Here is a 21860-nt window from a genome sequence, read left to right on the forward strand (position 1 = left end):
ATATTCAAACCTCTCCAGATTTATGAATAAAAATACTTTTATAAAAACTAAACTCATTATAAACAAAAAGCATGGCTTGTATTAAGTTAATGGCAAAGCACATAAGCAAAAATATTTGAATAAAAGCCGGTGATGACATTACAAAAAGGAGCGCTCCGTAATAAAATGGGGTCATCATAAATAAAAATATAGCTAATGACATAAGCACTCTCATGATAGAAATAATTATTGCAGAGCTCTCGATGCTGTTAACTTCCTTTTCACTACCAAGTAGTACCATGTCGATCAATTTCCTATTTTTCTTATCTATCGACATCATGTCCACAAAGCAGAACAAGTTGAGAATATGAGGATATGTTGACATAAGTGACTTGGTTTTTCTCAAAAAGAATAGTTCTCTAGTGCGAGTCATACTCAATGAGCCAAACCATATAAGCAGGAAGATTGGCATAGAAATCATCATGATGTTATGGATGCTATATAAAGACACTTTCGATTTAACATCACCAACTGAAAAAGGTAGTTGTAATGGTGTATCAACACCAACTATTTTCAAGCTTCTATTGTCATAGGATAACAAGTCTTTGTTTATAGTCTTTAGGATTTCCTCAACTTCTTTGGCCCTGAACAAATCCATATATTTATCACTTAATGCACTATCAACGTAAAATAAATCAATGATAACACCTATATACATAGACCTGTATATACCCTCAGCTGCAGAGTCTAGATCCCCTTTTTGAGGTAAAGCTAGCTTGCCGCGAACATGGTTTACATAACTAAGTTCAAGGCCAGGTGCTTCTGGCTGAGGGGATTTTTTTACCAATGGTTTTAGACCTAGTTTTTTTCTCAACTCTATTTCTTTTTTATCTTCTTTGGATTTATTAAAATCAGTATTTTTATTACTATCCTTTCTTATCAGGTAATCAGAGTAGGTAGACTGAATTTCTTTCGCTAATTGTATGTATTCTTTGTTCTCTATAATAAAGTCATTCAATGATATCAATGCTTTGTAATCTTGCTGATTTTTATCCGTATTAATAGCGAGACAGAGATAGTAAAAAAATATACATACAACAATAACAAAAACACTTGAATATAACTGACGTTCAAATCGCTTCCCTAAATAAAACAGCTGTTCCATATATAATTTCCCAAAAAATAAAATTTTACGTTTTTATCTTACATATGTTATACCGTTGAACCTATCATATAATACCAACTTCAACTCAGCTCGTAGGTTCGATTAGCCGTCAGGCGTAATCGGAAATTCGCGTAAATCGCACCTCCCGCCATAACAGCCAGCCGTATTTCCCCCTCCGGCTGGCCGCCGCTGACTCGCGGCAACAGCCTCTCGATCGTCCGATTACGCTTCGCTAATCGAACCTACGGATCCTTTGCCAACGCGGCGACAATCTTCTCCACGCTCTGGGTCACCGACAGGGTGGCGCGATCCAGTATCAGGCGCTCCCTGTCCCAGGGTTCATAATCGCGGTCGAGCACCGCCTGCCAGTCCGGCAGCGCAAACCCCGCAATATCGGCCGTCCGGCTCTCTACCCGTTCGCGATGCAGGGCCGTAGGTTCGATTAGCGAAGCGTAATCGAACAATCGCGAGGCACTTCTCTGCAGGATCGGGGTATCGCCCACTCTCCTACTCGGGTATTTGCCAAAGTATCGAAAAAATGGTCGCTCCCGGAGGGTGGATGACCCCTGTCGGTCAGGTCTGCACGCCCGCCGTTTCCGTGTACAATCCCGTATTCTTTCCAGCCTATTTTACCCGACCCGACGGCGACTCTATGAACCGCACGCCCCTACTGTTGATGATCTGCACCACCCTGTTGGCGGCCGCTGGCTGGTTCTTCTCCAAGGAGGCGATACGTGAGCTGCCGCCCGCAGCCTTTATCGGCAGTCGCTTCCTGCTGGCGGCCCTGATCCTGCTGCCCCTGGCCTGGCTGTACGAGCCCAGGCTCACCCGTAGCCAGCTGCTGCGCGCCCTGGGTTGCGGCTCTCTGCTCGGCCTCAACCTGCTGCTCTGGGTGACCGCCATCAGTCAGAGCGATGCCCTCGGCAGCGGCGCCTTTATCATGAGCATCGCCACCCTGATGGCCCCGCTGGCCGCCTGGGCCGGTTTCAAGACCCGCCCAGGACGCCACTACTGGACCACATTGCCCCTGGCCGTGGCTGGCCTGCTGCTGCTCTCAAGCGGCACCGACTGGGGCGTCTCCCGCTCCCTGCTCTGGTTCCTGGCCGCCGCCATGGCCCTGGGGACCCAGCTCGCAGTCCATCGTCACTTCGCCCAGTCGATACCGGCTCGCTGGCTCACCTGCATCCAGCTGGCCATGACCGGCCTCATCGGCACCACGCTCTCCCTGCTGACCGAAAGCTGGCCGGCCTCCGTCAGCACCACCACCTGGGGCTGGTTTGCCGCCAGCGTGCTGCTCGCCACCACCTTGCGCTATCTGCTGCTGACCCTGGCCCTGAGCAAGATGACCACCACTCACGCGGCGCTGCTGATGCTGCTCGAACCCGTCTGGACCCTGCTGCTCAGCACCCTCTGCTATGGCGAGGCGCTCGGGGGAGCCAAGCTGGCCGGCGCCGGACTGGTGCTCGGGGCCCTGGTGCTCTATCAGTTGCCTCTGCTGCGCAGCGGCGTACGCCTGCCCGTGAAGGACCGCAGCCCCGATTAGCGATGCGTCATCGGACCATCGCGAGACTCTTCTCTGCGGGATCGGGGTATCCCAAAGAGTCAAAAGAATGGTCGCTATCAGATGGGGCTGTCTCCCGCTTAAACCCGCTGGTGAAGTGACGAGTTAGCTTCCCGTGCGTTCGATTACGCTGCGCTAATCGAACCTACGGGCACCTGCCATCTCTACGCCCCTGCCTATTATCCTCCCACCCGGCCACTGCAAGGTGGGCATGGCACTCTCAGACTGGTATGGTTTTACCATCAATTAATCGACGACCGAGGCATTATGCAACGCAAGACCCTGGCCCTGCTGCTGGCCACCCATCTGCTGATCGGAGGCGTGGGCTTTGCCGCCGGCATCTATCTGCTGCCAATCCTGATAGCGCCGCCCGCGCCCGCCGATGAACAGGTCGCGGCCAGCCAGCAACAGGCGAGCTTCAGCGGCACCTTTCGCCGGGATCTGAAAGACAGCGACCGGCTGCACTGGGGGGAAGGCAAGGTGAGCATTGGGCCGCACGCCATCAGCCTGATGGGCAAGCTGGCGCCTGGTCCCGATTACCGGCTCTACCTGTCGCCGGAATTTGTCGAGACAGAGGCGGACTTTGCCCGCCTGAAGGGGCAGATGGTGCAGGTGGGATCGGTGAAGACCTTCGACAACTTTATCGTGCCGCTCCCCGCCAATATCGATCCGGCCCGCTACAGCAGCGTCATCGTCTGGTGCAAGACTTTCGGCCAATTTATCACCGCCGCCCGCTATCGGCAGTAGCCCTGCCGGTCGCCGTAGGGCCGGAGACGACGCAGCATCATAAAAAACGGCGCCCCAAGGCGCCGTTTTGCTGTCTGCCCGACCACTCAACTCGGGGGAAAGTGGCCACCAATGCTGATCACCTTGACCTGCTGCAGGGTGCCATTGATGGTAAAGGCGACCCTGTGCTCCTGACTGAGCCGGATCGTGTATATCCCCTTGTTGTTGCCGCTCAGCTGCTCGTAGTGCATATCGCCGACCTTGCCGGCGGCACTCTTGGGATCCGAGCCGCGCTCGATCTCCCGCCGCCACTCATGGTATTTGCCCATGGCCGAGGGCGTCACGGCGACGTGCTTGTCCTTGTTGTAGAGGATCCGGGGTTGGGAATCATCGATAGTCCATGCCATAGCCAGCTCCTAGTTGGGCTCCAAAGAGAGCCGAACTATAGCCCAAACGAGCGGAATGACAGATCATCAGAGCGAGATCCCTAACTGTCATTGCTGCAACCATTGCCCACAGAGGACCAGCAAGCGCGAAGTAATACACACCGGGCGCATAATCTGGCCAAGGCGAATACTCCAAGGAAAACGGGCACCCTTTGGGGGTGCCCGTGATGGACAAGTGGTTTATTCATTCATATCCGACAACATGAGCACGCTTACAGATAGTGCTCATCAACACCGATATGGCTTAACGCAGCCAGCTCCAGCGGCGTCAACTGTGCCGCATCGTCGATCATGGTCGGCTCGCCGCGGGCGGACTCGGGCAGCTGGAGGCGCACCTTGAGCGTGTCGATCAGGCTGCCAACCAGATTGCCCATGCGGGTCAGGCGGGAGACCAGCACGGCCTCCGGGCTGCTTTCGCTGTCGGCAAAGGTGGAGACCTGCGCCACCGCGAAGTCGCAGATGGCCTTGGCCCGATCACCAAAAGCCCCTTCCAGCTGTTGCAGCACTTGCCGTGCCTCGCTGTCGCCGAGACGATCCAGCTCCGCCTTCATATGACCGGTGTCAAAGCGCAGTCGCGCCCCGGCATCGAGCCGATCCTCCGGCTTGCCAGCGGTCTGGTCAGCCCACGCCTGATCAGTCTGACCGGCAAACTGCATCAGGCCGCCCAGCACCAGTCGCTGGTTGGGGCGCGCCGAGGCGAGGCTGTCGAGAGCATGACCAAGGGAGGCCCTCTTGGCATCGCTGCCACTGGCCAGTGAGAGCGCCAGTGTGCGCAGGGTTTGCAGATCACCACGGGTCTGCAATTTGGCCATGTGGGAGCCATTGATGGAGCCATCGGCAATGTGCTGATGCAGGGCGTTGAGATCGCTGCTGCTCAGGGTCACCTCGGTCGAGGTTTGATCCCGCAGCAGGTAGCTGGCCTGATAGCTGATAAGATCCAGCGCCAGCTTGTAGCCAGGGGCCGGGGTCTGACGCGCCATGGCGACCTGCTCGCGGGCAACGCCTTTGGTCTCACCGCTTTGGACGGGCGCCGCGTCGGCAGCAGTGGTCGCGCTTTGCGCCGGTTCGCCAGCAACTTCGGCCTGTACGGCACGCTGCAGGTCGGCAACTTCGCCCATCGCGGTGTGCAGCTGGCTCATCGCCTCCTGCAACAATTCGGGGGTGGCGCTGGCGAGCAGCTCGGTCACCTTGCCCCCCACCGTGCCCCACTGCTGGAGTGGGATACCGGCGATGGGGCGTTCGAGCAACCCGGCGGCGGCTGTCTGACTCTCTTGCCGCATGGAACCATCCCGGATCCCGATCAGGGAGGTCGCCAGTGAGCGCAAGGCGCCGTTGCCGGTCGCCAGGCGGGCGTGATCCTGTCCCAGTTGCTCGGCATTGATGCTGTTCAGCTTGCTTGCCTTGTCGAGACCGCTTAGGGTAAAAGGCAACGCCTGTTGCAACAGCAGCCGTTTCTGTTCAGCCAGCGAGAGGTTGTCTGCTACTGGAGTCTGCTGCGCCTTCGGCGCAGAGGTACTCTTATCCGTCCCCAGCAAGTTGCCAATCCACTCTTTCAAAGCCACGAATGGGCGGGCCAGCTGGGCCCCCAGTCGCGAGAGCAGCCCTTGGCCTTTTTGCGGTTCATTGCGGCCGCCCAGCAGGATCGCATCCTGCCCGGTGGCAACCTGACGCGCCTCCAGCTGGCCCATCCGGCCAACCCCTGTGGTTGCATCACTGTGGTGAGCGACGGCCTGCATGCCGCCAGTGTGTGCTTGAATCTGCATAATGATTGTCTTCTTGTGATGTTTCGCCGCCAGTCTAGGAGAGGCGATCAACACGGACTATCGGGATTGGTCGCGATTTTTGTACTGAGCGCGGCACGCTATCTCGCTGACCGAAAAGCTAAAAAAAGAGAGCCACCATTAACAGTGCCGCTAACGGCGACCTGTTCTAATGGCACCACTACCAATCTGGAGCCATAGATGAACTCTCTTTATCACGCCGCCATCCGCCAGCTGTTTCTCTCCCTCTCGCTCTCTGAACCGCAGCAGGAGGAGAGCGTCACCAGCCTGCAGATCGGCGAGCTTACCTACCATCTGACCGAGCACCCGGCCAACTATCTGCTGATGTTTACGCGCCTTGAGGCTGCCACCAGCGTCCAAGCCGCGGCGCAGAACCTGTTCAGCCAGGACCCCTGCAAACCGGTACTTGGCTTCGATTCACAGACCCTGAACCCGGTGTTATGGAACCGTCAGCCACTGCAACAGCTAGAACGTGCCCAGATCCACCACCAACTGGAACAACTGGTCTCTGCCGCTGATGAGCTAAGCAGGCAGTAACAGGTACGCCCCCAAACCGGACCGTATGGAATCCAGGGCACTCTCCAGACTAAAATACGGGTCTGGCGTCGGCAGTCCCACAGCAAAACGGCGCCCCAAGGCGCCGTTTTGCTGCATGCCACCGGTGACGGTGGCTGGCTGTTTATATGGCTCAGCCGGTATAGACGGGCAGCAGACCCGCCATGTTGAGCAGATGGAAGAGGGCGGTCAGCACACCGAATAGATTGGCCCCTGGAGGATCCTGACACTTCGCCCCTCTTAACTTAAGAGGTAGTCTTGGAACTATGTTCAGTACTAGTCGCAACGAGAAGATGGTCGAAGTGTTAACAGGAGCCGAGCGCCGTCGACGCCGGACTCCGCAAGAAAAAATCACCATTGTGCAGCAGACCTTTGAGCCCGGGATGACCGTCTCTCATGTTGCTCGCTTGCACGACGTCAACGCCAACCAGCTTTTCAAATGGCGCAAACAATTCCAGGAAGGCTCTCTCACGGCGATCACCGCCGGTGAGGATGTTGTTCCAGCCTCAGAGTTGGCTGCTGCCATCAAGCAGATCCGAGAGCTCCAGCGTCTGCTCGGGAAGAAGACCATGGAGAACGAGATCCTCAAAGAAGCCGTGGAGTATGGCCGAGCAAAAAAATGGATTGCGCATGCGCCCTTGTTGCCGGGGGACGACGATTAAGTGCTGTGAGCCAGGCCCTTAATGTATCGCGTGCGCAGCTATCCGTTCGTGTTCATCGAAAACCGGGTTGGCAAGATGGTCGTCATCATCGCCAGCGTGATGATGCTGCCTTACTTGGCCGGATCATGGAGGCGATGGCAGAGCTTCCCTCCTATGGCTATCGCCGAGTCTGGGCGCTGTTACGGCGTCAGTCAGAGGCAACACGACAGCCTGTGGTAAACGCCAAGCGGGTATATCGCGTCATGCGCGATCATGGCCTGCTGCTCGAAAGAAAACCGGCAGCATCATTGACCCAGCAGGCACATAAGGGGCGTGTTGCCGTCAAAGAGAGCAATCGACGTTGGTGCTCAGATGGCTTCGAGTTTCGCTGCGATAACGGTGAGAAACTACGTGTCACGTTCGCCATGGACTGCTGTGACAGGGAAACCTTGGACTGGGCTGCCAGTACTGGGGGTTACGACAGTGACACGGTGCAAGATGTCATGCTGAGGTCTGTCGAACGTCGCTTCGGGGATGTGTTGCCGGCATCACCGGTGGAGTGGCTGACTGATAATGGTTCGGCGTATCGAGCCCATGAGACTCGCGCGTTTGCACGAGAAATCGGCTTGGAGCCCAGAACGACTGCGGTGAGAAGCCCACAGAGCAACGGTATAGCGGAGAGTTTCGTGAAGACGATGAAGCGAGACTATATCGAGATGATGCCGAAACCAGATAGCCGAACAGCGGTAGGCAATTTGGCCATCGCGTTTGAGCATTATAACGAGCACCACCCGCACAGCGCCTTGGGATACCGTTCACCCCGGGAATTTCTGCGCAGTCGGGTATCACAACCCTAAGCGGGAAAAAGTGTCTGGATCTATGGGGTCAAATCCACCGAACAGCAAGACGCCCACTATCATCGGCAGGCCGCCCGGCGCGCGGAAGCCGTCGCCTTTGCCGCCTTGCTCACCCTTGCCGGCGCGCACCTTCCAGGCCAGCAGGGCCGGTATGATGCAGGTCCAGAGCGTCGCCACGGCGCCGGCGTAGCCGATGGCCATCAGGAAGCCGAACGGGAACAGCAATGAGAGCAGCAGTGGCGGCAGGAAGGTGGCGGCCCACGACTTGGCGCGGCCACCGCGGCCGTTGTCGAACTTGAACAGATCCGCCAGATAGTCGACCCCCCCAGACCCACACCGATGAAGGAGGAGAGGATGGCGGCCATGGAGAAGAGGTTGAGGGCGCTGGCGACGGCCTCCGACTCGATCACCGAGGCCAGCGCCTTGAGCAGCACGTCAACGTTGCCACCCTGGGCCACCACGGGCCCGAACTCGCTGCGCGGCAGGTTGCCGAACACGCTCACCAGCCAGATGAGGTAGAACAGCAGCGCTATGGCTTTGCCGCCGGCATCTATCTGCTGCCGATCCTGATAGCGCCACCCGCCCCCGCCGATGAACAGGTCGCAGCCAGCCAGCAACAGGCGAGCTTCAGCGGCACCTTTCGCCGGGATCTGAAAGACAGCGACCGGCTGCACTGGGGAGAAGGCCGGGTGAGCATAGGGCCGCACGCCATCAGCCTGATGGGCAAGCTGGCGCCGGGGCCCGATTACCGGCTCTACCTGTCGCCGGAATTTGTCGAGACAGAGGCGGACTTTGCCCGCCTGAAGGGGCAGATGGTGCAGGTGGGATCGGTGAAGACCTTCGACAACTTTATCGTGCCGCTGCCCGCCGGGATCGATCCGGCTCGCTACAGCAGCGTCATCGTCTGGTGCGAGACCTTCGGCCAATTTATCACCACCGCCCGTTACCGCTGATACCGGACTCTGGCAGACCCTCTAGGCACAATTAGCACGGCTTAATCGGATTTTCACAACATTCGCTCTGGTGCTTATTTCAGGGGAGGATGTCAATATGCTGTCCCGGCAGATATTGATCCGATGGCAGGGTAATAATGTTTTCTACGCCTTCATTCAGCCCCAGTTAATATCTGCAACTCATGGGTCGATATAATGGTGCCATATCTGTCATTGAATTAATTGGGATGGCTGCCGAGCCAAGCTATAAATCAACATATTGGCAGCATCTACAATATGTATCACTTTAAAGGGCATCTGCATGAAACGTCACCTCATCCTTCTTGGCGCCATTTTCGCACTGAGCGCCTGCTCTTCCACTCCCAACAGTGAATATATGAAAGATGGTGCATCCGAATCCCAACGTGTCGATGCATTATCCGAATGCCAATATCAGGTGAAGCTCAACAAGATCGAGGATGAAGAGCAGGAAGAGCTGATCAACCTGTGCATGCAAGGCAAGGGCTTCCGTCTGACCCCTGTGGAATAACCCTGCATTCCCGTCTGAATAAATCTCCGCTCAAAATACAAAGCCCCAAATGATGACTCTATTTGGGGCTTTTCAGCCATTGGGTCGCAATGGCAAGGCCCTAATCAATGAACCTGAGGCCGATATTCCGGCTTTCACTTTACTGTTGCCGCAATCCCCTCGCCAAGGCCATGGCTCATCAAAGCGCAACCCCGAGCTGCTGTTGCAGCAGCCGCTGCCCCTTGGCGGTAAGGGTCAGCTCGCGGCTGTCCAGCCCACGCACCAGCCACCCCTTGGCCAGCATATGGTCGAGCAGACGGGCACCGAGCTGGCCACCAAGATGCATGCGCCGCTCGCTCCAGTCGAGACAGTGGCAGGCGAAGGGGCGCTTGCCACTCGCCACGCAGTCGATGCCAAGCTGACCGAAATGCTGCTCCCCCTGCGGGGTCAGTCCATAGCCCTCCGCCAGCAGCCAGCCTTGGGCCATCAGGCCGTCATGGAGCCGCACCCCCAGCTCGCCCGCCAGGTGGTCATAACAGCTACGGGCGAAGCGCAGCCGATCCGGAGTCTTGCTCCTGAGTGCACCGGCGCCCATGTCGACTAACCCCATCAGCTGCTCCACCACCAGCGCCACCTCATGGCTCGCGATGCGGTAGTAGCGATGCTTGCCCTGCCGGACGCAGGCTGTCAGCCCCTGCTGCTGGAGCCGGGCCAGGTGACTGCTGGCGGTTGAGGCCGACACCTCGGCCACCAGGCTCAGCTCGGTCGCCGTCCAGGCGCGTCCATCCATCAGGGCGCACAACATGCGGGCGCGACTGCCATCGGCAATGGCGGCCGCCACCTGCGCCAATCCTTGTTCCAGGCTCTCCTGCTTGCTCATCTCGCTCCTCTCTGCTTGCCGCAGTCACTGCCACTCGGCCGTGACCCTGCGGGCCTTGTCGATGTCATCGGTGACCAGGATCAGCTGGTTGGCATGGTCGCTGTACAGGGTGATGATGTTGACCGAGGCCTCCCCCAAGGCGCTGCAGATGGCCCCCAACTGGCCCGGCAGCTCCTGCTTCAGGCGGCGCACCAGCACCTTGTGCACCGCCACCACCTGCAGACCCGCCAGCTCGGCGGCCCGGGCCGCGCCGACGCCGTCCTCCACCAGAAAGTGGGCATGGCCGGCGCCGCCCGTGGTGAACATGCCACCCCCTTCCAGGCTGACACCGGCCCGCCCCATCAAGATCCCGAACTGCCCCAGTGTGCCCGGGTTATCGGGCAGCATCACGTGAATATCGTACATCCCTGACTCTCCTTGGCGATAAGAGTCTGCAGAGTAATGGTGCTGCCAGGGCAACGCTTCGATGGCGGGCGAAGCGTCCTCACTCGCCCATGCTGGCCATAGCAAAACGGCGCCCCAGGGCGCCGTTTCTCTATCTCCGCTCGACTCGCGAGGGCGGTCGATCAGCCGGTATAGACCGGCAGCAGGCCCGCCATGTTGAGCAGGTGGAACAGGGCGGTCAGCACCCCGAACAGGAAGACGGCCACTATCATCGGCAGGCCACCCGGCGCCCGGAAGCCAGCACCGCCTTTCTTCCCCTTGCCGGCGCGCACCTTCCAGGCCAGCAGGGCCGGGATGATGCAGGTCCAGAGCGTCGCCACGGCGCCGGCGTAGCCGATGGCCATCAGGAAGCCGAACGGGAACAGCAGGGAGAGCAGCAGCGGCGGCAGGAAGGTGGCGGCCCAGGACTTGGCGCGACCCTGACGGTTGTTGTCGAACTTGAACAGATCAGCCAGATAGTCGAACACCCCGAGCCCGACCCCGATGAAGGAGGAGAGGATGGCCGCCATGGAGAAGAGGTTGAGGGCGTTGGCGACGGCCTCGGATTCGATCACCGAGGCCAGCGCCTTGAGCAACACGTCGACGTTGCCGCCCTGGGCCACCACGGGCCCGAACTCGCTGCGCGGCAGGTTGCCGAACACGCTCACCAGCCAGATGAGGTAGAACAGCAGCGCGATGGCGGTGCCGCCGAGGATGGCGTAACGGGCGCGGCGCTCCTCACCGTAGTAGGCGCGCATGGACGACACCGAGTGGTGGTAGCCGAACGAGGTGAGCGCCACCGGCAGCATGGCCAGCGCGTAGGGGGCATAGCTGGCGTGCTGGCTCAGGGTATCGAACAGCAGGGTCGGCTTGATGTTGAGGGAGAGGCCCGAGATGCCGAACACGAAGCTCAGCCCCATGGCGATGACCAGCACCACAGAGATGCGATCCACCGCCCGGGTCGAATGCCACACCAGCCCGGAGAAGCCCAGGGTGAACAGGATGGAGCCCCAGTGGCTGCCGATGCCGGTCATGCCATCTATGATGAGGCCGGCGGAGGTGATGTAGGCGTAGAGCAGGATGCCGCCGACGAAGTAGACGGTGAGGTTGTTGAGGGCGTTGACCTTGTCCCCCAGCAGCTCCCGGGTCACGGTATCGAAGGAGACGCGCAGCGGATAGCCCTGATAGGATTCGAGCAGCATCCAGCCGGAGATGGTCATCACCACCATGGTCAGGGTGATGGCCAGGATGGACCAGATGGTCCAGGCGCCCGCCCCGGCACTCGGCAAGCCCAGCATGCCGGCCCCCACACAGACGCCGGCAATGATACATGCCCCGCCCACCAACGATGGTTTATGTTCCATTTACTTCCCCAAAGACGATTGTTGATCTGGTCGCGACCGCGGACCGTTGCATCTGCTACGCCGGTTGTCATCGTAAGATCGCGCTCATCTGTGCTATCGGCGCCCTAGCCGCTTGCTTCTGCGTCAGCGAGGCAAGACGTGGTTGAGGCTAGCTACCGATCCCAAAATGGCAGCAGGGCCGCCATTTTGGGGGTGTGACTTTACCCTGCTCACCCCTGGGTATCAAATTTTGGCGTCATCCCTGTGGGGTTATTCCCCCGGTGAGCCCCCGTCTGCGGGAGGCGTGGCACTATACTGAACCCAGTTTTCACGGCAAGGAGCCCCCCATGGACAGGAAGTTCGTACTCAGCGCCCTCTGCTATGCCCTGCTCGGCATGCTGCTCGGCATCTATATGGCCGCCAGCAAGGATCACGGGCAGTTCGTCACCCACGCCCACATCATGCTGGTCGGTTTTCTGGTCTCGTTCGTCTATGCCCTGTGCCACAAGCTGTGGCTCGGCAACCCCGACGGGCGACTGGTGCGGATCCAGTTCTACCTGCACCAGCTGGGGGCGGCGGTGATGACGGCGGGGCTCTACCTGCTCTATGGCCGGCTGCTGCCACCGGAGCAGATCGACCCCTTCCTCGCCGCCTCCTCCCTGGCGGTGCTGATCGCCATGGGGATCATGCTGGCGCTGTTGATGCGCCGCCCGGCCACCGCCTGAGCGAAGAGGCCACAGACAGAAACGGCGCCCTTGGGCGCCGTTGCTGTTATCGGGCTGAGATCCTCCCTACCCCGTGTAGGTGGGCAACATGCCCGCCATCGCCAGCAGGTGGAAGATGGCGGTGAGCACCCCGAACAGGATGACGGCCACCACCATGGGCTGGCCCCCCGGCGCCCTGAAGCCCGGCTCGTCCTGGGCAATCTCCCGTGATTTTTTCGCCAGCAGGGCCGGGATGATGCAGGCCCACACGGTCGCCGCCGCGCCGGCATAGCCGATGGCGACGACGAAGCCGAACGGGAACAGCAACGACATGATCAAGGGTGGCAGGAAGGTCACCAGCCAGGACTGGGTGCGGCCCCGGCGGCTGTTGTCGAACTTGAACAGATCCGCCAGATAGTCGAACACCCCGAGGCCGACCCCGATAAAGGAGGAGAGGATGGCCGCCATGGAGAACAGGCTGATGGCGTTCGCCACCTGTTTGGACTCGATCACCGAGGCCAGCGCCTTGAGCAGCACGTCGACATCCCCACCCTGGGCGATGACGGGACCGAACTCGCTGCGCGGCAGATTGCCGAAGATGCTCAGCAGCCACAGCAGGTAGAGCACCAGCGCGATGACGGTGCCGCCGAGGATCGCGTATTTCGCCTTGCGCTCCTCACCGTAATAGGCCCGCATCGAGGCCACCGAGTGGTGATAACCGAAGGAGGTGAGGGCGACCGGCAGCATGGCCAGGGCATAGGGGGCCTGCTTGACCTCGTCGGCGAGGGAGTTGAACAGCAGGGAGGCATCGATGTGGAAGGCCAGGCCGGAGACCCCGAAACAGAAGCTCAGCACCATGAAGACGATCAGCACCACCGAGATGCGATCCACCGCCCGGGTCGAATGCCAGACAAACAGGGAGAACACCAGCACGAACAGCACGGATGCCAGCTGGCTGTCGATGCCCAGCAATCCCTTCAGGATGAGACCGGAAGAGGTGATATAGGCATAGAGCAGCACGCCGCCGACGAAATAGACGGTCATGTTGTTGAAGATATTGATCCGGCTACCGAGCAGATCCTTGGTAACCGTATTGAAGGAGACGGTTAATTCATACCGCTTGAATGCTTCCAATAGCATCCAGCCGGAGACCGTCATTATTATCATGGTGAGGATGATTGCCAAGGATGACCAGGTTGTCCAGGCGCCGGCGCCCGCACTTGGCAAGCCAAGCATGCCGGCACCGACACAAACGCTGGCAATGATACAGGCCCCTCCAATCACGGATGGTTGATGTGTCATATGCTGTCACTCCCAAATATCTATTTCACAGAGCAGTGAAAAAAAAGGGCACAGATTAAGCTGTGCCCTTGACTCGTTATGCTTCTATTAATTTTTGATTCTTTTTATTCGCTGTTTTTTCGACGCTCTCGACCTCTTTCAGTCTGGCGGTGAAATGACGCAACACCGCCGGCTCATAAATAAAGTCGAGCCCCTTCACGTTCCTGGCGTTCTTCTTCACCTCGCCGAAAGCCTCGATGACGAAGTCCATGTGGGTTTGGGTATAAGTGGCGCGCGGTATGGTCAGGCGCAGCAGCTCGGCCGGGCAGGGATGCTGCTTGCCGGTGGCCGGATCGCGCCCCAGCAGCAGGGAGCCTATCTCCACCGCCCGGATGCCCGCCACCTTGTACAGCTCGCACGCCAGCGCATGGGCCGGGAACTGATCCGCCGGGATATGGGGCAGCAGCTTGCCGGCGTCCACGAAGGCCGCGTGGCCCCCCGCCTGCTGGCACACCACGCCGATCGCCTCGAGGCCATTCACCAGGTACTGCACCTGACCGATGCGGTAGGCCAGCCAGTCCTGGCGCATGCCATCGCGCAGGCCGACCGCGAGTCGCTCCATGGCGCCCCCTTCCAGACCGCCGTAGGTCGGGAAGCCCTCCTGCACCACGCAGAGGGTGCGGCACTCGGTGTAGACGTCCAGCATGCCGTCGTCCTTGAAGCAGAGCAGGCCGCCCATCTGCACCATGGCATCCTTCTTCGCGGACATGGCGAGACCATCCGCGTACTTGTAGGACTCCATGGTGATGGCCTCTATGCTCCAATCGGCGTAGCCGGGCTCGCGCTGCTGGATGAAGTAGGCGTTCTCCGCGAAGCGGGCCGAGTCCATGATGACCGGAATGTCATATTGTTGGGCGATGGCATAGACCGCCTTCAGGTTGGCGATGGAGACCGGCTGGCCACCGGCGGAGTTGCAGGTGATGGTGCTGACGATATAGGGCACGTTGGCCGGGCCCGCCTCCAGGATGGCCTCCTCCAGCTTGACCAGATCGAAGTTGCCCTTGAAGTCGGCGGTGACCGAGGTATCGAACGCCTCCTTGGTGTAGACGTTCTTGGCCACGCAGCAGTTGATCTGGGTATGGCCCTGGGTGGTGTCGAAGAAGTAGTTGGAGAGCGCCACCATCTTCTTGCGATCCAGCCCCTTCTCCTGCTCCCGTTTCTTGATCAGCACCGGGATGTAGATCTGCTCGGCGCCGCGTCCCTGGTGGGTGGGGATGGTGAGGGAGTAGCCGAAGATCTCCTGCACCGCCTTCTGCAGGGCGTAGTAGCTGCGGCTGCCGCTGTAGGCCTCGTCGCCGCGCAGCATGGCGGCCTGCATGTCCTGGGTGATGGCGCCGGTGCCGCTGTCGGTCAGCAGATCGATGAAGACATCCTCGCTGTCCAGCAGGAAGGGGTTCATGCCTGCCCTGACGATCGCCTCGTCCCGGTAGGCACGGGTGGTACGCTTGACCGGCTCGATGACACGAATGCGGAACGGTTCGGGAAGATGCTTGAAGTTTTCCATAATATAAACACCCATATTTAAATATTCAGGATGAGTCTCATCAGCCGCCCAAAATAGAACATTGGCAGCGCGCAAATAATGAGATCGGGTGCACGACATCGCCTCGCCAATAAACAAGACGAGAACAGGTGCAGACTATTTCAGATTAGGTATGCAGACGGGCCGGTCACATCTCGATAAATGCGCAAGCACCGCGGGGATATTACAGCGGGAAGAAGAAAGCGATCTTGTGATCCAGGGTAAACCACTTGGGCGAAGCGATCATGGTAGCCATGTTGTTGCTCATCTGGTTGGAATTAACAACGTCAATTAACCCGATCCATTATGGAGAGCCCCCGCCCATGATCAATTGCCACTTCCACGATTTGGGATGGCGCTAACAGTTTGGCGGGGAATATTTATACAGCCCTGGTCAGGACTCCCGTCAGCGGCGGCTCAGTGGTTCAACCAGGGCAGCCGTTGCAACAGCCAGTATCGATCCGCCAGGCTGGTCTGGCTGACCCAGAGATCCAGCAGGCCGTGGGCCAGCAGCGGCAGCATCAGCAACAGCAGGCAGAGCAACCCCAGCAGCCGCTGGGGGCCGAGCCGGCGACGGGGCGTGCCGAGGTGCAGCGCATCGGCACGTTTGGGGCAGGCGGCCACGCAGCTCAGGCAGCTGCTGCACTCCAGGCTGCGCAGCGCGATGAGTTGGTGCACCTGAATGCGGGAGGGACAGGCGCGGGAGCACTTGTCACAGTCATGACCCGCGCTGCGCAGGCAGCGGGCCGGATCCCGGCGGATGCGCAGCGGGGTCAGCAGGCCGAGCAGGGCCAGCCAGGCGCCATAGGGGCAGAGATAGCGGCAGAACCCCTGCCGGAAGGCGGCGGTCAGCAGCAGTACCCAGCCCAGGCAGAGTCCGGAGAGCAGGTTCAGGTTGAAGAAGAAGGCCCCCATCTTCATGTCCGCCGCCTGATGGTAGGGGCTGGCGAGATAGCCGGGCAGAGCGGCGCCGGGCACCGCGATCAGCACGATAAACAGCAGGAAACCGAGCACCAGGAACTTCTGGGTCCGCAGCAGCCCATCGAGCCAGGCTGGCGGCGTCCACTCCCCCGGCAGCAGGCGGCTGCGCAGACGATGCAGCCACTCCCCCACCAGCCCGAGCGGGCAGAACCAGGCGCAGAACGCCCGCCCCAGCAGCAGGGCCGACAGGCTGAGCACCAGCACTGTCACCGTCGCCGCCGGATGGTGGGGGTCCGCAATGCCCTGGCCGAGCCAGGCCCGTAACCCGAGCCCACCGGCGATGGGCAGGAAGCCGTCGACCACGTCGGGGCGCACCAGCCAGGGGGTCTCCCCCTGCCCCAACTGCCAGAGATGCAGCCCATACTGCAGCGCCACCAGCCCCCAGCAGAGCAGCAGCAGGTGGCGGGTCCAGGCCCGCAACGACTGACTGTCGATATCATTCAGTGCCGGCAGCGGTCGGTATCTGTGCCACAGGGCGAGGGGGACGACCACCAGCCCCAGCGCGAGCCAGAGGAGGGGATCCGCCGCCATCAGCCAGGCGGCCACCAGCAGGCCGAGGGAGAGGCGCCACGACCAGCCGGGCCCGGCCCGCCACTGCAACAGGGCCAGATAGACCAGGCCAGCGGCCAGGGTCAGGGCTTCAATCAGGCTCATGCTTCTCCCTCATAGCACTCATTCGGATAAGGGGCTCAGAATAACCAACATCTGAGTTGATTATTTTGATCTGCATGGGCAGAGCGCGGTATTCACTCCTTGCGGCTATGGAACAGCGGCCGATCCGACTCGGCCTGCTCGGCCCAGAAGTGGATGTTGAAGCGGGCATCCTCGGACAGCTCGACCCTGTGCCAGTACTGGGGCGGGCTGGTGGCGAACTGGCCGGCCCGGATCACCAGGCTGACCTCAGGCTGTTCGGCCCGCTCGTCGGCGAAGCCGTGATAGGTGACTGTGCCCTCCATCACGCAGAGCTGGCCGAACACCCCAGCCGCGGTGTTGTGATGGCTGAGCAGGGCCGGCGGCACGTTGGCGCGGGTGAAGAAGGGGGTGGAGCGACGAACGACCCAGTGGGTAGGAATAAGCTGCATGGACATGGTAATTCTCCTCGAATGGCCGGTCTGCCCGGCCTTGAATAGTTGACGGATCAGCGGTGCAGCTGGCGCAGCAGCGGGAAGGCGGCGCTCATCTTGTCGCCTCCCACCACGAAGCCGCACAGTTCGCCATCTGCACCGCGCGCCTCGGCCACCATGCCGTGCTGATTCCAGTGGCACTGCCAGGCCAGATCCTCACCCTGGGTGCGGCCAGCCAGTTGCAGCGGATAGCGCGGCGTCTTCACCTTTATCAGCATGGGCGGCAGGGTCAGCGGGGTCGGGGTGCCGAGCAGGGTCCTGGCCAGGGCACTGGCCCCCAGCACTATGGGCTGCAGGAAGGGAAGCAGCTGCCCCTGCCACTCGGCGCAATCCCCCAGCGCGAAGATATGGGGATCGCTGGTGCGCAGCAGATCGTCGATCAGTATGCCGCGCCCCACCGCCAGCCCGGCCCCCTGGGCCAGGGTCAGATTCGGCCGCAGGCCGATCGCGGCGATCACCAGATCCTGCTCGCAGGTGCGGCCGTCGCTCAGGGTCACTCGCCAGCCATCGCCGGGCTGCGCGTCTATCCCGGCGATGCCCAGCCCCAGTTGCAGCCTCACCCCCTGCGCGCGCAGCGCCTGCTGCAGTGGCTGCGTCAGGGCGGCGGGCAACAGGGTGCCGAGGGGGCTGTCGGCCAGATCCAGCAAGGTGACCTCGCGACCATCGCCCGCCATGTCCATCGCCAGCTCGCAACCAATCAGCCCCGCCCCCAGCACCAGGATGCGGCGAGCCTGACGGATCGATGCCTCGGCGGCGGCATACTCCTGCTGGCTGTTGAGGGTGACAAGGAATTCGCTCCCCACCATATCGGGCCGCGCCGCGCTGGCGCCGGTGGCCAGCACCAGCTGGCTGTAGGGAAAACTTCCCTGTGCGGTCAACAGGGTGCGGCGGGCGGGATCTATGCCGAGCACCGGGCAGTGGGGCAGCAGCGTGATGCGCTGCTGCTCGGCGAAGGCGGCGCCGCTCAGCCGGGTCATGGCCGCGGCGCTGCAGCCCCGGCTCACCACGTGGCTCAGGTCCGGCTTGTTGTACTCGTCGCCGCTGTCGGCGGTGATGAGGCGGATGGGCCACTCGCCGTCCAGCTTGCGCAGGCTCTTGACCAGCTGCTGGGCGGCGAAGCCGCTACCGATCACCACAATCTCCCGGCTGGTGCCAGCGTCATTCAGGGTTGCTGCATTCATACGCAGGCCTCCAGCGCGCAGGGTTCGAACACCTCCTTGCCGATGCCGCAACCGGGGCAGAGGAAGCTGTCCGGCACCTGGGCCCAGGGGGTGCCCGGCGCCACCAGCTGATCCGGCTCGCCCAGGGCCGGGTCATAGACCCACTGGCAGACCACGCAGAGCATGCTCTGGTCATCGTCCAGCGTGCTGGCGGCCGGAGCGACGGCTTGAGGGGCCTGAGCCACCACCGGGGCCGCGGGCACGGCGGTTGTGGTGATCGGACGGGGCGCCTCCAGCGGGTGCAGCGCCCACTGACGGGCGAGCTGGCGGCCATGTTCGCGGCACTCGGCCAGCGCCGAGCCATCCGGCCGCCACTTGGCCTTGAGGGAGATGCTGATGTCGAAGCCCGCGTCCATCAGCCGGGTCTGGATCCTGTCCACGGCGCCACCGGTCCAGCCGTAGCTGCCAAAAGCCGAGGCGCGCTTGTTTCTAAAGCGCAGGCCGGTGATCTCCTCCAGCATGCCCGCCACCTTGGGCATCATGACGTTGTTCATGGTGGAGGAGCCCACCAGTATCCCCTTGGAGCGGAACACCTGGGTCAGGATCTCGTTCTTGTCGTGGCGCGCCACGTTGTAGATCTTCACCGCCACGCCGGGGTCCACCTCGTGGATGCCCTGGGCGATGGCGTCGGCCATCATGCGGGTATTGTTGGACATGGAGTCGTAGAACAGGGTGATGCGATCCTCCTGGTAGTGATCGGCCCACTCCAGATATTTGAGGATGATCTGGGTGGGATCCTCGCGCCAGACGATGCCGTGGGAGGTGGCCACCATGCTCACCGGCAGGTTGAAGCCCAGCACCTCCTTGATCTTGGCGGTCACCAGCGGGCTGAAGGGGGTCAGGATGTTGGCGTAGTAGCGCTGGCACTGCTCCATCAGCTCGGTCTGATCCACCTCGTCGTTGAACAGGTGCTCATCGCAGTAGTGCTGGCCGAAGGCGTCGTTGGAGAAGAGCACGGCATCTTCTGTCATGTAGGTCATCATGCTGTCGGGCCAGTGCAGCATGGGGGTCTCGATGAAGACCAATTGCTTGCCGTTGCCTATGTCCAGGCTGTCGCCGGTCTTGACCGGCTGGAAGTTCCACTCCGGGTGGTGATGGTGGCCGGTGATGGAGTCGATGGCGTTGTGGGTGCAGTAGATGGGGGTACCCGGGATGCGGGCCATCAACTCGGTCAGGGCGCCGGCGTGATCCTCCTCGGCGTGGTTGATCACCACGAAGTCGATGGAAGCGAGATCGATCTCCGCCGCCAGGTTCTGCACGAACTCGCGGCTGAACTTGTGATCCACGGTGTCGATCAGCACGTTCTTCCCTTCGCGGATGAGGTAGCTGTTGTAGCTGGTGCCCTTGTGGGTCTTGTACTCGGTGCCGTGAAAGTCGCGCACCTCCCAGTCCCGTTGGCCGACCCAGTGGATGTTGTTTTTGACGTGAATGCTCATGCGGTGGTTCCTCAGAATGCCATAGCGAATGTTCGACTGAACTCGCTATTGCAGTTGACGTGCCAACTCATAACTCATTGTTTTAAATGCACCTGCATAACAGTCATTGTCATTAAGACAGTCACCGAATATAGTCATAATCACAACAACACTGTCATTTGGACAATTCTCGTGATCTCGACCGACAGCCTGGCGCGCATCGCCCTCGATCTGCAACTCGGCATCTCCCATCAGGACCGCTTTCACCGCCTGATCCAGAGCGTGCGCAGCCTGCTGCACTCCGATGCCTCGGCCCTGCTGCGCTACGAGGGGGGCCAGTTCATCCCGCTGGCCATCGATGGCCTGATGCAGGACGTGCTGGGCCGCCGCTTCGCGCTCAAGGATCACCCGCGCATGGAGGCCATAGCCCGAGCCGGCGACGTGGTGCGCTTCCCCGCCGACAGCCAGCTGCCCGACCCCTATGACGGCCTGATCCCGGAACACGACGACTTCAGGGTGCACGCCTGCGTCGGCCTGCCGCTGTTTTCAGATCAGGCGCTGATCGGCGCCCTGACCATAGACGGCATGAACCCGGCCCAGTTCGACGGCATCAACGACGAGGAGTTGCGGCTGGTGGGGGCCCTGGCCGCCGCCGCCCTCAGCAATGCCCTGCTGCTGGAGCGGCTCGCCCGCCAGAGCAGCGAGCCGCTCAGCCCCTCCCCCCATACCAGCCAGGGGCAGCCGGAGATGATAGGTCACTCCCCCGCCATGGCCCGGCTGCGCCACGAGATCGATGTGGTGGCGAACTCGGAGCTGAACGTGCTGATCCTGGGGGAGACGGGGGTCGGCAAGGAGCTGATCGCCAAGGCGGTGCATCAGGGCTCCCTGCGCGCCAAGGCGCCGCTGGTCTACCTCAACTGCGCCGCCCTGCCGGAATCGGTGGCGGAGAGCGAGCTGTTCGGCCACGTGAAGGGGGCCTTCACCGGCGCCATTCACAACCGGGCGGGCAAGTTCGAACTGGCCGATCGGGGCACCCTGTTTCTCGACGAGATTGGCGAGCTCTCCCTGCCGCTGCAAGCCAAGCTGCTGCGGGTGCTGCAATACGGCGATCTGCAGCGGATCGGCGACGACACCCCGCTCAAGGTCAATGTGCGCATCCTGGCCGCCACCAATAGGGATCTGAAGCAGGCGGTGGTGGAGGGGCAATTTCGGGCCGATCTCTATCACCGGCTGAGCGTGTTCCCGATCCACGCCCCGGCGCTGCGGGAGCGGCCGGGGGACATTCCGCTGCTGGCCGGTTATTTTTGCGAACGCTGCCGGGTCAGCCTGGGGCTGGAGCGGCTGCGCATCCAGCCCCAGACGCTGCAACTGCTCGATCGCCACGACTGGCCGGGCAACGTGCGGGAGCTGGAGCACGCCATCCACCGCGCCGCCGTGCTGGCCCGCGCCGAACAGGGCAGCCAGACGCCGACCCTCGCCAACCACCACTTCAACCTGACGACCGCCGGCGCCTCCCCGGCCCAGATCGAGATGGCCGAGGCGCCGGCCCTGCCGCAACCGGCCGGCCTGGGGCTGCGCGCCGCCACCGACGCCTTCCAGCTCAGGCTGCTCGAGCAGACCCTGGCGGCCCAGGACGGCAACTGGGCCGCCACCGCCCGCGCGCTGGAGATGGACGGCGGCAACCTGCACCGGCTCGCCAGGCGGCTCGGCCTCAAGCCCTGAAGGACCGCGCCGC

At 61.0% G+C, this 21860-nt stretch carries 21 protein-coding genes and 2 pseudogenes; 8 read left to right on the forward strand and 15 right to left on the reverse strand.

Annotation, left to right across the window (positions count from 1 at the left end; translation table 11 throughout):
- Positions 1-4: 4 nt before the first annotated feature.
- Positions 5-1144 carry a hypothetical protein gene (locus EL255_RS20740; RefSeq protein ID WP_126623435.1) on the reverse strand — a complete coding sequence of 380 codons (1140 nt, stop codon included), beginning with the start codon at positions 1142-1144 and terminating at the stop codon, positions 5-7.
- 242 nt (positions 1145-1386) lie between these two features.
- A pseudogene (locus EL255_RS20745) lies at positions 1387-1572 on the reverse strand (adenylyl-sulfate kinase); the annotation flags it as partial.
- Between the two features lie 224 nt (positions 1573-1796).
- Between EL255_RS20745 and EL255_RS20750 the strand changes: the two are divergent.
- Together EL255_RS20750 and EL255_RS20755 are read left to right on the forward strand one after the other, a co-directional pair.
- On the forward strand, positions 1797-2687 hold the full coding sequence (locus EL255_RS20750; protein WP_042651631.1) for a DMT family transporter: 891 nt from the start codon (positions 1797-1799) through the stop codon (positions 2685-2687).
- A gap of 285 nt (positions 2688-2972) precedes the next feature.
- Positions 2973-3452, forward strand: coding sequence for a DM13 domain-containing protein (locus EL255_RS20755; RefSeq protein ID WP_042651632.1), 480 nt, complete (start codon positions 2973-2975; stop codon positions 3450-3452).
- An 86-nt stretch (positions 3453-3538) separates the two neighbouring features.
- Here EL255_RS20755 and EL255_RS20760 read toward each other — a convergent pair whose 3' ends face one another.
- Both EL255_RS20760 and EL255_RS20765 read right to left on the reverse strand, forming a co-directional pair.
- Positions 3539-3838: a hypothetical protein gene (locus EL255_RS20760; RefSeq protein WP_042651633.1), complete on the reverse strand. Its 300-nt coding sequence runs from the start codon at positions 3836-3838 to the stop codon at positions 3539-3541.
- Between the two features lie 251 nt (positions 3839-4089).
- Positions 4090-5640, reverse strand: coding sequence for an ADP-ribosyltransferase (locus tag EL255_RS20765; protein ID WP_042651634.1), 1551 nt, complete (start codon positions 5638-5640; stop codon positions 4090-4092).
- A 198-nt stretch (positions 5641-5838) separates the two neighbouring features.
- Here EL255_RS20765 and EL255_RS20775 point away from each other — a divergent pair, with 198 nt between their 5' ends.
- Positions 5839-6195: a CesT family type III secretion system chaperone gene (locus EL255_RS20775; protein WP_042651635.1), complete on the forward strand. Its 357-nt coding sequence runs from the start codon at positions 5839-5841 to the stop codon at positions 6193-6195.
- 311 nt (positions 6196-6506) lie between these two features.
- A protein-coding gene (locus tag EL255_RS20780; protein ID WP_126623264.1) for an IS3 family transposase occupies positions 6507-7711 on the forward strand; the annotation gives its coding sequence in 2 pieces (ribosomal slippage) (positions 6507-6825 and positions 6825-7711; 1206 coding nt in all).
- On the opposite strand, the pseudogene EL255_RS20785 reads toward EL255_RS20780, so the two are convergent.
- A pseudogene (locus EL255_RS20785) lies at positions 7700-8256 on the reverse strand (aromatic amino acid transport family protein); the annotation flags it as partial. The gene EL255_RS20780 and the pseudogene EL255_RS20785 overlap by 12 nt on opposite strands.
- Before the next feature lie 3 nt (positions 8257-8259).
- On the opposite strand from EL255_RS20785, the gene EL255_RS20790 reads away from it, so the two are divergent.
- Positions 8260-8664, forward strand: a complete 405-nt coding sequence (locus EL255_RS20790; protein WP_042651765.1) for a DM13 domain-containing protein — start codon at positions 8260-8262, stop codon at positions 8662-8664.
- Positions 8665-8965: 301 nt separating this feature from the next.
- Positions 8966-9193, forward strand: coding sequence for a lipoprotein (locus EL255_RS20795; RefSeq protein WP_042651766.1), 228 nt, complete (start codon positions 8966-8968; stop codon positions 9191-9193).
- A gap of 178 nt (positions 9194-9371) precedes the next feature.
- On the opposite strand, the gene EL255_RS20800 is transcribed toward EL255_RS20795, so the two are convergent.
- From EL255_RS20800 to EL255_RS20810, 3 genes are all read right to left on the reverse strand, one after another.
- Positions 9372-10052 carry an ArsR/SmtB family transcription factor gene (locus tag EL255_RS20800; protein WP_042651767.1) on the reverse strand — a complete coding sequence of 227 codons (681 nt, stop codon included), beginning with the start codon at positions 10050-10052 and terminating at the stop codon, positions 9372-9374.
- 24 nt (positions 10053-10076) lie between these two features.
- On the reverse strand, positions 10077-10457 hold the full coding sequence (locus EL255_RS20805) for a hypothetical protein (protein ID WP_042651768.1): 381 nt from the start codon (positions 10455-10457) through the stop codon (positions 10077-10079).
- 161 nt (positions 10458-10618) lie between these two features.
- Complete coding sequence (locus EL255_RS20810; RefSeq protein ID WP_042651769.1) at positions 10619-11839, reverse strand: aromatic amino acid transporter; 1221 nt, start codon at positions 11837-11839, stop codon at positions 10619-10621.
- A 326-nt stretch (positions 11840-12165) separates the two neighbouring features.
- On the opposite strand from EL255_RS20810, the gene EL255_RS20815 reads away from it, so the two are divergent.
- Complete coding sequence (locus EL255_RS20815) at positions 12166-12543, forward strand: hypothetical protein (protein ID WP_042651770.1); 378 nt, start codon at positions 12166-12168, stop codon at positions 12541-12543.
- Positions 12544-12609: 66 nt separating this feature from the next.
- Here the strand turns inward: EL255_RS20815 and EL255_RS20820 are convergent, their stop codons facing one another.
- From EL255_RS20820 to norV, 7 genes are all read right to left on the reverse strand, one after another.
- Positions 12610-13824, reverse strand: coding sequence for an aromatic amino acid transporter (locus EL255_RS20820; RefSeq protein WP_042651771.1), 1215 nt, complete (start codon positions 13822-13824; stop codon positions 12610-12612).
- A gap of 76 nt (positions 13825-13900) precedes the next feature.
- On the reverse strand, positions 13901-15367 hold the full coding sequence (tnaA, locus tag EL255_RS20825) for a tryptophanase (RefSeq protein ID WP_042651772.1): 1467 nt from the start codon (positions 15365-15367) through the stop codon (positions 13901-13903).
- A 202-nt stretch (positions 15368-15569) separates the two neighbouring features.
- Entirely contained in the window at positions 15570-15653 is an 84-nt protein-coding gene (gene tnaC / locus EL255_RS21810) for a tryptophanase leader peptide (RefSeq protein WP_084228226.1), read from the reverse strand.
- Between the two features lie 149 nt (positions 15654-15802).
- Complete coding sequence (locus EL255_RS20835) at positions 15803-17020, reverse strand: 4Fe-4S binding protein (protein WP_042651773.1); 1218 nt, start codon at positions 17018-17020, stop codon at positions 15803-15805.
- A gap of 92 nt (positions 17021-17112) precedes the next feature.
- Positions 17113-17454, reverse strand: a complete 342-nt coding sequence (locus tag EL255_RS20840) for a TehB family protein (protein ID WP_042651774.1) — start codon at positions 17452-17454, stop codon at positions 17113-17115.
- 50 nt (positions 17455-17504) lie between these two features.
- On the reverse strand, positions 17505-18671 hold the full coding sequence (norW, locus tag EL255_RS20845; RefSeq protein WP_042651775.1) for an NADH:flavorubredoxin reductase NorW: 1167 nt from the start codon (positions 18669-18671) through the stop codon (positions 17505-17507).
- Entirely contained in the window at positions 18668-20146 is a 1479-nt protein-coding gene (norV, locus tag EL255_RS20850; RefSeq protein ID WP_042651776.1) for an anaerobic nitric oxide reductase flavorubredoxin, read from the reverse strand. Before norV ends, norW begins: the two co-directional genes overlap by 4 nt.
- 171 nt (positions 20147-20317) lie before the next feature.
- On the opposite strand from norV, the gene norR reads away from it, so the two are divergent.
- Entirely contained in the window at positions 20318-21847 is a 1530-nt protein-coding gene (gene norR / locus EL255_RS20855; protein ID WP_042651777.1) for a nitric oxide reductase transcriptional regulator NorR, read from the forward strand.
- Positions 21848-21860 lie beyond the last annotated feature (13 nt).

It is taken from the genome of Aeromonas encheleia, from assembly GCF_900637545.1.
GTDB lineage: Bacteria > Pseudomonadota > Gammaproteobacteria > Enterobacterales > Aeromonadaceae > Aeromonas > Aeromonas encheleia.